General features: G+C 70.7%; 10 protein-coding genes and 1 pseudogene. 7 read left to right on the plus strand and 4 right to left on the minus strand.

Features of this window, described 5'->3' with window-relative positions:
- The first annotated feature begins 9 nt into the window (after window positions 1-9).
- Window positions 10-825, plus strand: a complete 816-nt coding sequence (locus tag ACFXKZ_RS39320) for an SDR family NAD(P)-dependent oxidoreductase (protein WP_380008423.1) — start codon at window positions 10-12, stop codon at window positions 823-825.
- Between the two features lie 131 nt (window positions 826-956).
- On the plus strand, window positions 957-1,814 hold the full coding sequence (locus ACFXKZ_RS39325; protein ID WP_380008426.1) for a 3-hydroxybutyryl-CoA dehydrogenase: 858 nt from the start codon (window positions 957-959) through the stop codon (window positions 1,812-1,814).
- A 67-nt stretch (window positions 1,815-1,881) separates the two neighbouring features.
- Here ACFXKZ_RS39325 and ACFXKZ_RS39330 read toward each other — a convergent pair whose 3' ends face one another.
- Window positions 1,882-3,513, minus strand: a complete 1,632-nt coding sequence (locus ACFXKZ_RS39330; protein ID WP_380008429.1) for an MDR family MFS transporter — start codon at window positions 3,511-3,513, stop codon at window positions 1,882-1,884.
- A gap of 171 nt (window positions 3,514-3,684) precedes the next feature.
- Between ACFXKZ_RS39330 and ACFXKZ_RS39335 the strand changes: the two genes are divergently transcribed.
- Complete coding sequence (locus ACFXKZ_RS39335; protein ID WP_380008432.1) at window positions 3,685-3,921, plus strand: LapA family protein; 237 nt, start codon at window positions 3,685-3,687, stop codon at window positions 3,919-3,921.
- Between the two features lie 22 nt (window positions 3,922-3,943).
- Entirely contained in the window at window positions 3,944-5,077 is a 1,134-nt protein-coding gene (locus tag ACFXKZ_RS39340; protein WP_380008435.1) for a hypothetical protein, read from the plus strand.
- Window positions 5,078-5,181: 104 nt separating this feature from the next.
- Here the strand turns inward: ACFXKZ_RS39340 and ACFXKZ_RS39345 are convergent, their stop codons facing one another.
- Together ACFXKZ_RS39345 and ACFXKZ_RS39350 are read right to left on the minus strand one after the other, a co-directional pair.
- A complete protein-coding gene (locus ACFXKZ_RS39345; RefSeq protein WP_380008438.1) occupies window positions 5,182-7,086 on the minus strand; it encodes an ABC transporter permease/substrate binding protein in 1,905 nt (634 codons plus the stop codon).
- 292 nt (window positions 7,087-7,378) lie between these two features.
- Window positions 7,379-8,554, minus strand: a pseudogene (locus ACFXKZ_RS39350) (glycine betaine/L-proline ABC transporter ATP-binding protein); the annotation flags it as partial.
- A 621-nt stretch (window positions 8,555-9,175) separates the two neighbouring features.
- Here ACFXKZ_RS39350 and ACFXKZ_RS39355 point away from each other — a divergent pair.
- The 3 genes from ACFXKZ_RS39355 (at window position 9,176) to ACFXKZ_RS39365 (ending at window position 12,245) form a co-directional block, all read left to right on the plus strand.
- Entirely contained in the window at window positions 9,176-9,955 is a 780-nt protein-coding gene (locus ACFXKZ_RS39355) for a hypothetical protein (RefSeq protein WP_380008441.1), read from the plus strand.
- Window positions 9,956-10,048: 93 nt separating this feature from the next.
- Window positions 10,049-11,350 carry an adenosylmethionine--8-amino-7-oxononanoate transaminase gene (gene bioA, locus ACFXKZ_RS39360; protein WP_380008444.1) on the plus strand — a complete coding sequence of 434 codons (1,302 nt, stop codon included), beginning with the start codon at window positions 10,049-10,051 and terminating at the stop codon, window positions 11,348-11,350.
- A 532-nt stretch (window positions 11,351-11,882) separates the two neighbouring features.
- Window positions 11,883-12,245 carry a hypothetical protein gene (locus ACFXKZ_RS39365; RefSeq protein ID WP_380008447.1) on the plus strand — a complete coding sequence of 121 codons (363 nt, stop codon included), beginning with the start codon at window positions 11,883-11,885 and terminating at the stop codon, window positions 12,243-12,245.
- Window positions 12,246-12,349: 104 nt separating this feature from the next.
- On the opposite strand, the gene der is transcribed toward ACFXKZ_RS39365, so the two are convergent.
- Window positions 12,350-13,816: a ribosome biogenesis GTPase Der gene (gene der, locus ACFXKZ_RS39370; protein WP_078977813.1), complete on the minus strand. Its 1,467-nt coding sequence runs from the start codon at window positions 13,814-13,816 to the stop codon at window positions 12,350-12,352.
- Window positions 13,817-13,832: the final 16 nt, after the last annotated feature.

Consider the following 13,832-nt stretch of genomic DNA (forward strand, 5'->3'; position numbering starts at 1 on the left):
GTCGGCGCCATGACCCGAACCGACGACTCCGAGGTCCCCGACTACCCGGCCCGGTTCCGGCTCGACGGGCGCGGCGTCGTGCTGCTCGGGGCGGGCCAGGGCATCGGCCGGCAGACCGCACACGCCCTCGCCCAGTGCGGCGCCCGGGTGTTCGCCGTGGACCGCGACCCGGACCTGGCCGACGACATCGCCGGCGAGGTCGACGGCATCGCCTGGTCCGGCGACGCCACCTCCCGCACCGACGCCACACGCATGTGGGCCGACGTCGAGGCGCGCCTGGGCCGGGCCCACGCGATCGTCGACATCATCGGCATGAGCCGCTACGCCGACCTGCTCTCGATCACCGACGAGGACTGGGCCTGGCACCAGGACGTGGTGCTGCGCCACGCCCTGCTCGCCCTGCAACTGGGCGGCGCGCACCTGGCCGCGCACGGCGGCGGCGCGATCACCTTCGTCGCCTCGGTGTCCGGCCTCACCGGCGCCCCGATGCACGCGGCCTACGGCGCGGCCAAGGCGGGCCTGATCTCCCTGGTCCGCTCCGCCGCCGTCGAACTGGGCCCACACGGCGTCCGCGTCAACGCGGTGGCCCCCGGCGTCGTCTGGACCCCAAGAGTCTCCGCCTACCTCGGCGAAGCGGGCCGCAAGGCCAACACCGCCAACGCCCCCCTCGACGACGTGGCCCTCCCCGCCGACATAGCCGGCCCCCTCCTCTTCCTCACCACCGACCTGTCCCGCTACCTCAGCGGCCAGGTCCTCACCGTCGACGGCGCAGTAAGCGCCAAATTCCCCTACCCCCTGCCCGACATGGACACCGCCCCGCACTGACCGGCCCCCCGAACCGAACCGTCGCCGCACCCACCGGACCTCGCGTGCGGCGCGTCGACGCGCGCCGAACGGCACCTGAGAGGATGCGGGGAGGTGAAGACGGTAGTGAGTCGTGGAGCGAGGAGTACGTGGTGAGCGATGTACGGCGCGTAGGGGTGGTCGGGGCCGGGCTGATGGGGTCCGGGATCGTCGAGGTGTGTGCGAAGGCCGGGCTCGACGTGCTGGTGGCGGAGACCAATGCGGCGGCGGCCGAGGCCGGGCGCGCGCGGGTGACCAAGTCGATCGATCGTGGGGTGAAGGCGGGCAAGCTCGCCGAGGCCGATCGTGACGCCGCGCTGGCGCGGGTGACCTACACCACCGATCTGGGCGAGTTCGCCGATCGGGACCTGGTGATCGAGGCGGTGGCCGAGATCGAGGAGGTCAAGACGCAGATCTTCGCCACCTTGGACAAGGTCGTGACGCGCGAGGACGCGATCCTGGCGTCCAATACGTCCTCGATCCCGATCATGAAGCTGGGCATGGCCACGTCCCGCCCGCAGCAGGTCGTCGGGATCCACTTCTTCAACCCCGTGCCGGTGCAGAAGCTGGTCGAGCTGGTGCCCTCGCTGCTCACCGACGAGAGCACGGCGGCGCGCGCCGAGGCGTTCGCGTCCGAGGTGCTGGGCAAGACGGTGATCCGCTCGCAGGACCGCGCCGGCTTCGTGGTCAACTCGCTCCTGGTGCCGTATCTGCTCTCCGCGATCCGGATGTTCGAGTCCGGCTTCGCCTCCGCCGAGGACATCGACAACGGCATGGTGCTCGGCTGCGCGCACCCGATGGGCCCGCTGCGGCTGACCGACCTGATCGGCCTGGACACGATCAAGGCGGTCGCGGACAGCCTCTACGACGAGTTCAAGGAGCAGCTCTACAGCTCCCCGCCGCTGCTGCTGCGCATGGTCGACGCGGGGCTGCTCGGCAAGAAGACCGGGCGCGGCTTCTACCAGTACTGAGTCCGGCCCCACACACGACGCGAGGGCGGTCCCGATCGGGGCCGCCCTCGCGTCGTGTGTGGTCGGACTACGGCGTGCGCGCCTCGACCTTGTCGATCCGTACCGGCTCGCGGCCCTGCGCCGGTACCGTCTCCGCCCCCGGCGCCCGCTGATCGGCCTTGGCCACCACGACCGCCTGGCCCGTTTGCAGCGGGACCTCCTTGATCAGCAGCACCACGATCAGCGCGAGCAGCCCGAACGGCGCGGCGAACAGGAAGATGTCGCCCACCGCGTGGCCGTAGGAGTTCTCCACGATGCCGCGCGCCGGCTCCCGCAGGTGGTGCACGTTCGGGATCCCGCCCCCGCCGCCGGCGCCCGACTTCAGCCCCGCGTCGGAGAGGTAGCCCGTGACCTTGGTCGCCATCACCGCGCCGAGCGCCGAGACGCCGACCGCACCACCCAGGCTGCGGAAGAACGCGACGACCGAACTGGCCGCGCCCAACTGGTGCACCGGCACCGCGTTCTGCACCGCGAGCACCAGGTTCTGCTGGAGCGCGCCGATGCCCATGCCGAGCAGGAACATGTACACCCCGAGCACCCACAGGTTCGTGTCCGCGCGGGTGGTGCTCATCAGGGTCAGCCCGATGGTCAGCGAGACGCCGCCCATCACCAGGTAGCGCTTCCAGAACCCGGTCGCGGTGATCAGCTTGCCGACCACCGTCGAGGCGATCACCAGGCCGCCGATCATCGGCAGCGTCATCAGGCCGGACACGGTCGGCGACTTGCCGCGGGCGATCTGGAAGTACTGGCTGAGGAAGACCGACGAGCCCATCATCGCCAGACCCACCGCGAGGCTGCCGAGCACGGCCAGCACGATGGTGCGCTGTTTGAACAACCACAGCGGGATGATCGGCTCCGCCGCCCGACCCTCGACCCGGATGGCCAGCGCGATCAGCAGCAGCGAGCCGAGCACCATGGCCGCGGTCTGCCAGGAGACCCAGGCATAGTTCTTGCCCGCCAGCGAGACCCACACGAGCAGCACCGACACACCGGCGCTGATCAGCGTCGCGCCCAGGTAGTCGATGGTGACCTCACGTTTGACCACCGGCAGCTTCAGGGTCTTTTGCAGGATGACGATCGCGGCCACCGCGAACGGTACGCCGACGTAGAAGCACCAGCGCCAGCCCAGCCACGGGGTGTCCACGATCACGCCGCCGATCAGCGGCCCGCCGACGGTGGCCAGCGCGAAGGTGGCGCCGAGGTAGCCGCTGTAGCGGCCCCGCTCGCGCGGCGAGATCATCGCGGCCATGATCACCTGCGCCAGGGCGGTGAGACCGCCGACGCCGACGCCCTGGATGACCCGACAGCCGATCAGCATGCCCGTGTTCTGCGACAGGCCGGCCAGCGCGGAGCCCGCCACGTAGATCACCAGCGCGAGCTGGACCAGCAGCTTCTTGCTGGTCAGGTCGGCGAGCTTGCCCCAGATCGGGGTGGTCGCGGTCATCGCGAGCAGCGTCGCGGTGACCACCCAGGTGTAGGAGGTCTGGCTGCCGTGCAGGTCGGAGATGATCCGCGGCAGGGCGTTGGACACGATCGTGGACGACAGGATGGCCACGAACATGCCCAGGAGCAGCCCCGACAGGGCCTCCATGATCTGCCGGTGGGACATCGGCTCCGCCGATGTCTGCGCGGCCGATGCCGCGGCCGGTGCGTTGCTCATACCTACCCCTTCTGCTGCGGATGCTCTGCGCCCGGACGCGGCTTCCCCACCCCCGACACTCGTTGCTTGGTACAACCATAGCAATCTTTGTTGCTGCAAGCAACTTTCAAGAGATGGTCAAGTCGGCGCGCCTCAAAGTGACCGACCGACTACGCGGATAGGATCTGCGCCATGGCAAAGACCCCTCAATCGGGCACTTCGGGCGGCAATATCGGCGGTGTCTCGTACCGCACGATCGGCATCGCGGTCATCGTCGTCCTGAGTGTCTGGTTCGTGCTGGCCAACACCGGCTCGGTGAGCATCCGATTCTGGATCCCGACGCTGGCGGCGCCGCTGTGGATCGTCCTGGTCGGGACGTTCGCCGTGGGCATGTTGACGGGGTGGTGGGTCAGGGCCAACCGGCGCTGAGCCGCCGGATATCCTGGGCCGCATGCTTCGCTCCAGGCTGCGTCCGGCCGTACACGTGGCGAGCCTGTTGACCGCCGGCGTACTCGTGGCCGGCTGTTCGAGCTCCGCCTCCCCCTCCGCCGAACCCTCCGCGGTCACGCCCACAGGATCGAAGACCACGCCCGTCGGCGACACGGTCTGTGCGGGTCTGCTGCCCACGTCGGCGGTTACCGCGTTGCTCCCGGCGGAGCCCGCGTTCACCGGCAAGGACCATGAGCCGCTGCCGCACTACCCCGTGCTGCGCTGCCAGGTGACGGCGGGCGAGCGCTCGTTCGTCGGCTCGGCGTACCTGTTCAACATGGCCGGCGCCGAGCGGGTGCAGTTGCCGGGGCTGACCACCACGGGGTCGGCGCCGCTGGGCAACGCCGTGAACAAGCTGTACGGCATGGCCGGTGCGGACGACGCCTGGCTGGTGCGGGACTGCAAGGTGCAGAACGTCGAGTATCCGGTCCCGATGCTGGTCCGGGCCCGCACCCTCGCCCCGGCCGGCACACCGAACCAGCCGGACCAGCGGCAGCAGTTGGCAAACCTCGCGGTGGACCTGGCCAACGGCGTGGCCAAGGCGGCCGGCTGCGAAACGGACCCGGCCCCCCGGCCCGACCAAATCAAGGCCGCGGAAAAACCCCAGCCGATCACCGACGCCCCCGTCTGCGGCATGCTCGACCCCGCCGCTCTCGGTCCCCAGGCGGCCGGCGATCAGCGCGCACGCTGGACGGCCGCCGCGACGCCGCCGGGGGCCGGCGCGATCCAGGGCTGCGATCTGTTCCTGGACAACCGGCGGGTGCTCTCCTTCGCGATCGTGCACGGCTACCTGGCCCCCGGTGCCGAGGCCCCGGGCGAACGCGCCATCCTGTCCGAGCGGCTGCCCACCGGCGGCATCGCCAACGACGCGCAACTCGCGGGCACCGTCGAGGGCAAGGTCCTCGGCGTCTGCGACGGTCACACGGTGGCCTACCAACTCAGCCGCCACAACGGCGAGGACCCCCCGGGCCGAACCCTGGGCCAACCCACCGAACAGTTCTTCCGCGCCTTCGCCGACGGCGCCTCGAAGTGGGGCCTCCGGTGCGAACCGATCAACCCCAAAACCGCCGAGGACAGCTGGAAGTTCCGCTCCTGACCCGACGCGGGCCGGCAGCGCGAAGGAGGGCGCCGCGCGAACCTCGCGCGACGCCCTCCCCGGTGCCGCCGGCCGACCACATCACCCACGTGGGTGACCGGCCGTCAGGACACCCCCGCCCGCTCCCGCGTTGCCGCCGGCAGCGACTGCGGTTGCGCGCTCTGCCCGTCCTTGCCGCCGTCGTGCTTCGGCTGCTCGGTGCCCCCCGTCCCGGATGTGCCGCCCGCGGGCGGCAATTCACTGAGGAACTTCTGCTCCACGTCCGGGTTTTCCTTCAGGTACGCCTTCACGCCCTCGGCCGCCGCGTTCGGCTTGCCCGCATAGTCGACGAAGACCTTCTTCTCCAGCGGACCGAGCACCGAGTCGTCCAGCTTCAGGTTCTTCACCCACGTGTTGACGTCGGGGAAGTCCTTCGCGAAGCCCTTGCGGCCGATCGAGCTGATCCACCCCGGCGCGCCGTACGACTGCTTCGGGTCGGCCAGCGGCTTGATGTCGTACTTCGTGTACGCCCAGTGCGGACGCCACATCGTCACCACGATCGGCTTGCCGGCCGCCATCTGCCGGTCCAGCTCCGCGATCATCGCGGGCGTGCTGCTCTTGACCAGGTCGAAGTCGAGCCCGTACTCCGGGATCAGCTTCTTCTCGGTCAGGTCCATGATGTTCGCGCCCGGCTCGATCCCGACGATCCGGCCGCCGAACTCCTGCTCGTGGCCCTTGAGATCCTCGACCGACTCGTACGGCAGGTTCTTCGGGATCGCGAGCTGCACGTCCACGTTGTTGTACCAGCGCCCGATCTCCTCGAGCTTGGACCCGTACTCGTCCAGGTACTTCTTGTGCAGCGTGGGCAACCACGCGTCCAGGAACAGGTCGATGTCGCCGCGCGCCAGGCCCTGGAACAGCGGGCCCACGTCGAGCTGCTTCATCGTGACGTCGTAGCCGCGCTTCTCCAACAGCTGCTTGTACATGTTGGTGACCACGACGTCCTCCTCCCACGGGATCCAGCCGACGGTGATCTTCTTGCGACCACCGTCGGAGGCCCCGAGGCCGAAGCCGCCGAGCAGCCCCGCGACCAGCGCGACGGTCACCACGCCGCCGACCGCCACGACCGGGCGCGGACGCCAGTCGAGCAGCCACTTCGGCGTGAAGCCCTCGGCACCGCGCACGGCCTTGGCGCGCTTGGCGCGCGCCTCGGCCCGCTGTCCGGCCGCACCGACCGTACGGTCCAGGTAGATCGCGAGCACGACCACCGCGACGCCGGCCTCCACGCCCAGGCCCACGTTGTTGTTCGACAACGCGCCGAACACCTCGCTGCCCAGGCCGCCCGCACCGACGATGCCGGCGGTGACCACCATCGACAGCGACAACATGATGACCTGGTTGACCCCGGCCATGATGGTCGGCAACGCGAGCGGGAACTGCACGTCCTTGAGGATCCGCCACTCGCTCGTGCCGAACGCCTCGGCCGCCTCGACCATTTCGGCGTCGACGCTGCGGATGCCCAATTCGGTCATCCGCACCCCGGGCGGCAGCGCGAAGACCACGGTGGCCACGACGCCCGGCACCTCACCGATGCCGAAGAACGTGATCGCCGGGATCAGGTACACGAACGCCGGCATCGTCTGCATGAAGTCGAGCACCGGCCGCAACACCGCGCCGACCGCACGACTGCGGGCGGTCAAGATGCCCAACGGGATGGCGACCAGCAGTGCGATCGCCGCCGAGACCAGCACCAGGGCCAGCGTGGACATGGCAGGCTTCCACATGTCCAGGCCGTCGATCAGCAGGAACCCCGCCGCCGCGACCAGCGCGAACACCGGCCCGCGCACGGCCCAGCCGATCAGCGCGAACAGCACCACCACGACCGGCAGCGGCGAATCCGTCAGCCAGTCGGCCAAGTGGGTGACCGCGCCGCCGACCACGCTCCTGATGAAGTCGAACAACCAGGAGAAGTGGTCGCGCATGAAGTCGACCAGGCTCTCGGCCCAGTCGCCCAGATGGATCCTAGGCATCGTCGCGCACCTCGCCCTCGGCCCCGAGCCGCTCCACGACCGACTCCGCCGCCGGCGCCGGTATCCGCACCTCGACCGCGTCGACCGGCGCCGCCGCGCCGGAGCCGGAGCCGGAGCCGGTCACACCGTCCGCGCCGGCCGTACCGCCCGTGCCGGTCGGGAGCAACTTCTCCCCCGGTCCGACCGGCACCAACTTCTCCCCCGGCCCCGCGGGCACCAGCATCTTCACGCTCCCGGTGTCGGTGACCCCGAGTGTGCCGCCGTCGGCCTCGCCCGGCCCCCCGGCGGTGTTGCCGAGTGCGGCCAGCAGGCTGACCCGGGGAACCACGCCCACCAGTCGCATGCTCTCGTCCACCACCGCGAGCGGCAGCCTGCTCTCCGCGCACGGCGCGAACAACTCGGCCACCGGCGTCTGCGGTGTCACCGTGACCACGTCGAGACCCGGGTCCGGCCGGACGGTGCGCTCACCGGTCCGCGCCGCCTCGGTGACGGCCGCGTCGGTGACCGCGCCGAGCAGCCGGCGGCCGTTCTCGCGCGTGTCCACCACGAAGGCCGCCGTGGTCTGCGCCTCACGCATCGTGCGCATCGCGACGCGGGGCCCTTCTCCGCTGGTCACCGTGGCACGCGAGTCCTCCATGATGGAGCCCGCGGTCAACACCCGGGTGCGGTCCACGTCCGCGACGAAGGACGCCACGTAGTCGTTGGCGGGGTCGGTCAGGATGTCCTCGGCGGTGCCGATCTGCACCACCCGGCCGTCGCGCATCACCGCGATGCGATCACCGAGCCGCATCGCCTCGTTGAGGTCGTGCGTGATGAACACGATGGTCTTGTGCAACTTCTGCTGGAGTTCCAGGAGTTGGTCCTGCATCTCGCGGCGGATCAGCGGGTCGAGCGCGCTGAACGACTCGTCCATCAGCAGGATGTCGGCGTCGGTGGCGAGCGCGCGGGCCAGGCCGACCCGCTGCTGCATGCCGCCGGACAACTCGCTCGGCGCGGACTCCTCCCAGCCGGCCAGACCGACCAGGGCGAGCGCCTCACGGGCCCGCCGGTCGCGCTCGGCGGCCGGCACCCCCTGGACCGACAGGCCGTACCCGGCGTTCTCCAGCACCGTGCGGTGCGGGAACAGCGCGAAGTGCTGGAAGACCATGCTGATGCGCCGGGCGCGCACGTCGCGCAACTCCCTGGCGGGCAACGAGGTCAGGTCCCGGTCGTCGATGTAGACGGCGCCGGCGGTGGCGTCCAGGAGACCGTTGAGCATCCTCAGCAGGGTCGATTTGCCGGAGCCGGACAGGCCCATCACGACGAAGATCTCGCCTTCGGCGACCTCGAAGGAGACGTCGATGACGGCGGGAACGGTGCTGCCCCCTCGTACGTCGTCCCGGCTTGCGCCGGCACGCAGCCGGTCGAGCGCGTCGTCGGCTCGACGGCCGAAAATCTTGTACAGGCCTTCGGCCCGAAGTCTGGACACGGATACCTCGTTGTTCGGGCCGCGGAGGAACGGAACCGTTGATACCGGTACCGGGCCGGAGCACCGCCGTGATGAGGGCGCCGGCGCCGCGGGCTGCTGGATGCGGGAGTACGGCCGGCGCAGAAACGTCACGGCAGCGGCGCACGTCCGGGGTCGAACGCCTTTCCCGAGTCCCCTCGGAAAAGTTGTATCCCGCATTTGTTACCGGGCGTGACTTGCCCGAGTGATTCCAACGGGAAACATATGGAGATTCACGTCTCATTAACGCGATGCCATATGTCCGAATTCATCCATTGATTACCGCATTTGACCTATCCCTTTCATCGTGATCCTCCGGTGATCATCGTGTGATCCCGGCGTAATGACACGGCCATATCCATAACCCTCGGTCATCGAATGGCCACTCGACGGCGCATTCCACGCGTCGATCGCCGCGCACGGGCGTGCACTCCGGCGCCGTCGCCCGAATGGCCGTGGCGCGGGCGGGGCGCACATGCCCCATAGGGGTGACGTTCCCGCGTTCTCCAGGTGACACAACGTCACCAGGCGGTAACGTCCCGGCGCGAGAACGCAAGCGGCGATCCCTCACTGTCGCACACCCCCCTACCGATGGAGCCTTCCGTGTCACGCTTGCTCGACGTCAGCCCCGAGGTCCGCGCCGAGATCGGCGACGACGAGGCCGCCCGCCTGGTGGCAGGGGAGACCGGCCCCCAGACCTACGCGTGCGCCTCGTGCCGCGGTGAGGGCGACACCACCTCCGTGGAGACCAGTGCGCTGTTGTACCTGGCCGAGGAGACCGCGGTGCTCGCGTTCGCACACACCCGCTGCATCCCCTCCCAGGTGATCCCCGTCTCCGAGGCCGCGGTCGAGCCGCTGCTCGCGGCGCAGGCGAACCCCGGGCTCGCGGTGCAGACCGTGGTACCGGGCGGTCCGGTGCCGATCTCGATCACCGGGAGCATGGTGGTGTGCGCGGGCGTGACCTACGCGGCGCTCGTGGTCGAGCCCGGGGCGGCCGTGGCCCGTCCGGGCACGCCCGGCGCGCAGGACGAGTTTCTGTCGCTGCTCGGCGAGCGCGGGTTCGCGCCGATCGCCTCCCCCGAGGAGACGCTGCCGCCGCTGCTCGGCGGCTGGTCGGTACAGATGACCGACGGCTACCTGACCGCGGTGCTGTTCCCGGGCGCCGGCGGGCGTACCGAGGCGTGGTGGCAGGCGCAGACCCCGGCCGAGGTGCCCGAGGCGTGGTTGAACGCGGCCAAGACGCACAGCGTCGTGCTGCTGTTCGCCGCCCCGGTCGGCACCATCGGCATCCACACCGGCAACGACGAGTTGGCCGCCGCGCTGAGCGAGGCGGGTCGGCGCAACCTGCTCGCGGCCGGATCGGTCCCGGTCAGCGGCATCTGACCGGGCCGTGCGCCGGCCTCGACCGCGCGCCGCCCATGTCGGGAGGCGACCTGTACCGGGTCGTCTCCCGACGCTCCGATAGCGTGCCGAGCCATGGAGCACTACGACGCGGCCTACGGCGACGAGCTGGTTTCCCAGGACCGGCGGCACATCTGGCACCCGTACGCGAGCACCGAGGGCGAAGCGCCGCTGTTCCCCGTGGTCGGCGCCGACGGGGTCCGACTCCACCTCGCCGACGGGCGTGAGCTGGTCGACGGGATGTCGTCCTGGTGGGCCGCGATCCACGGCTACAACCACCCGGTCCTGAACGCCGCCGCGCACGCGCAGGTGGACACGATGGCGCACGTGATGTTCGGCGGGCTGACCCATCCGCCGGCCGTGCGGCTGGCCCGGCGCCTGGTGGAGATCACCCCCGAGCCGCTGACCAAGGTGTTCTTCGCCGACTCCGGCTCGGTCGCGGTCGAGGTGGCGCTGAAGATGGCGCTCCAGTACCAGCGCGGACGCGGCCGGCCCGAGCGCACCCGGCTGTTGACCGTGCGCGGCGGCTATCACGGCGACACGTTCGGCGCGATGTCGGTGTGCGACCCGGTCGGCGGCATGCACCACCTCTTCTCCGGGGTCCTGCCCACGCACCTGTTCGCGCCGATCCCGCCGGCGGGCTTCGACACCCCGCTGCGCGCCGAGGACACCGCCGGGATCGAGGAGTTGCTGGAGCGACACGGCTCGACGGTGGCGGCCGTCGTCCTCGAACCGATCGTGCAGGGCGCGGGCGGAATGCGCTTCCACTCCCCCGCCTACCTGCGCCGGATCCGCGAACTGTGCTCGCGGCACGAGGTGTTGCTGATCGCGGACGAGATCGCCACCGGATTCGGCCGGACCGGCGAGCTGTTCGCGTGCGACCACGCGGGCATCGCGCCCGACATCATGTGCCTGGGCAAGGCCCTGACCGGCGGCTACCTGACCATGGCCGCGACGCTCTGCACCGACGAGGTGGCCCGAACCATCTCGCGCGGCGAGGGCGGCGCGTTCATGCACGGCCCGACCTTCATGGGCAACCCACTGGCCGCCGCGATCGCCGCGGCCAGTATCGACCTGCTCCTCTCCGAGCCCTGGCGCGACCGCATCACCGCCCTGAGCGACGGCCTCCGCACGGGCCTGGCCCCGGCCCGCACCCTGCCCGGCGTGGTCGACGTCCGAGTCCTCGGCGCAATCGGCGTCATCGAACTCGCCACCCCGGTGAACATGGCAACGATCCAACCCGCCTTCGTCGAACACGGCGTCTGGATCCGCCCGTTCGGCCGCCTCGTCTACACGATGCCCCCCTACGTCACATCCCCGAACGACCTGACCACAATCACCACAGCCATGGTCGAGGTAGTCCGCACCCACACCTGACCCCACCCCCCGCGCGCGGTCCGTCCACACGCCCACATGCCCCCACCTCGGATCGCGGCCCGCCCCCACGCCCGCCCCCACCCGCGAGCACGGATCCTCCGCGCCCACACGCGCCCCCACCCCGCGGCGCGTCAGCGCCCCCGACCCGGGCCGCCCGCGTGATCGACGCGCGCAGCGCGGAGAGCGGCGGAGCCGCGAAGTTCGGGCTGGGTGACCCGGAGCGAAGCGGAGGGGCGCACAGCCCCGAGCGAGGGGCCGCTTTTCTGCGGAGGAGCGAAGCGGGGGAGCAGAAAAGCGGCCCCTCGCGAGCCGGCGCGAAGCGCCCAAAAAGAAGCAACGCCGCCGACACGACCCCGCCTCCCGACCCGCTCACCCCGCGACCCAGCGCCCCGCGCCCAGGCCCCCGCGCCGCGCCCCGCCTCACCTCGCCCCCACCACAAACCCCAAAACACCCAGTAACGCCTCATGCGCCGTCAGTGACACTTCACCCCCACCCCCACAACCCCCACAGCTCTCGATCGTTGGACCCGATGTGTTCACTTTCGACGACTCCATCAGCAGCCGAGCCCTGGGCCACCCCGCCCTCTCCGTAGGGGCCGCCGCGCCCCCCGGTCACGACGTCCTGACGCCGATCTACAACGCGCTGGAGACCGAGTGGCGGCGGATGTTCCGCGCGGTCCCGCACGAGCGTACGAACGAGGACTACGCCGCGAGCCGGCCCTCGTACGGGGCGCCCGCCGCGATCAGCCACTCCTACGCGCAGGACCCCCCGTTCCCGAACTTCTCGCTGCCCACCCAGGGCGGCTACACCACGTACGGCCGGCACCGGGGCGCGTCCCTGGTCCCCGCCCAACCGTCGCGCGTCACGGGCCCGCACGGCCACCTGCCGCTGTAGCCCGAGGGTGCGCACACGAGGATCCCGAGACGACGCGGACGACGAAGGGCCCGGACGCACACGGCGTCCGGGCCCTTCGTCGTCGTTCGTACGGTCGGCCCCGGTCAGCGACCGGTCTTGCGACCGCGCTTCTCCCTGACCTTCATCCGGATCTCGATCGGCGTGCCCGGGAAGCCGAACTCCTCACGCAGCCGGCGCTCGATGAAGCGACGGTAGCCGGCCTCCAGGAAGCCGCTGGTGAACAGCACGAACCGGGGCGGCTTGGTACCCGCCTGGGTGCCGAACAGGATGCGGGGCTGCTTGCCGCCGCGGATCGGGTGCGGGTGCGAGGCCACCAGCGTGCCCAGGAACGCGTTCAGCTGCCCCGTGGGAATGCGCTTCTCCCAGCTGGCCAGCGCCGTCTCGATGGCCGGGACCAGCTTCTCCATGTGCCGCCCGGTCAGCGCCGAGACGTTGACCCGGGGCGCCCAGGTGACCTGGACCAGGTCCTGCTCGATCTCGCGTTCGAGATAGTAGCGGCGCTCCTCGTCCATGAGGTCCCACTTGTTGTACGCGATCACGATCGCGCGCCCCGCCTCGACCGCGAGCGAGATGATCCGGGTGTCCTGCTCGGTCAGCCGCTCGCTGGCGTCGATCAGGATCACCCCGACCTCGGCCTTCTCCAGCGCGGCCGTGGTGCGCAGCGACGCGTAGAAGTCGGCGCCCTGGGTCAGGTGCACCCGGCGGCGGATGCCCGCGGTGTCGATGAACTTCCAGGTCTTGCCGCCGAGCTGGATCAGCTCGTCGACCGGGTCGCGGGTGGTGCCCGCGATCTTGTCCACGACCACCCGGTTCTCGCCGGCGACCTTGTTCAGCATGCTCGACTTGCCCACGTTCGGGCGGCCGAGCAGGGCGACCCGGCGCGGGCCGCCCTCGGTGACGCCGAAGCGCTGCGCGGGGGCCTCCGGCAGGATCGCCAGCGCCGCGTCGAGCAGGTCGCCGCTGCCGCGCCCGTGCACGGCCGAGACCGGCCAGGGCTGGCCCAGACCGAGCGACCACAGCGCGGCGGCGTCCGCCTCCTGGGCCATGTTGTCGACCTTGTTGGCGGCCAGCACAACCGGCTTGCCGGCCTTGCGCAGCACCCGGACCACGGCCTCGTCGCTGTCGGTGGGGCCGACGATCGCGTCGACCACGAACATCACCGCGTCCGCCGACTCGATCGCATACTCGGCCTGGACCGCCACCGACAGATCGATGCCGACCACGTCGCGCTCCCAACCGCCGGTGTCCACGACGGTGAAGCGGCGACCGTTCCAGGTGGCCTCGTAGTAGACCCGGTCGCGGGTCACCCCGGGGGTGTCCTCCACGACCGCCTCGCGGCGCCCGATGATCCGGTTGACCAGCGTGGACTTGCCCACGTTGGGTCGCCCGACGACGGCCAGCACCGGCAGCGGTCCGGACGCCTCACCGTCGTGCCCGCCGCGGGCGGGGGCGTCCCCTTCGACGTCGACCCACTCGTCGGGGTCGTAGCCCGCCTCCCACGCCTCCGGGTCGAAGGCGCCCTCGGTCGTGGCGTCGGCGTGCTGCTCCATGGGGGTGTTCCTCGTT

Source organism: Embleya sp. NPDC059237, from assembly GCF_042754105.1.
Classification (GTDB): Bacteria; Actinomycetota; Actinomycetes; order Streptomycetales; family Streptomycetaceae; genus Embleya.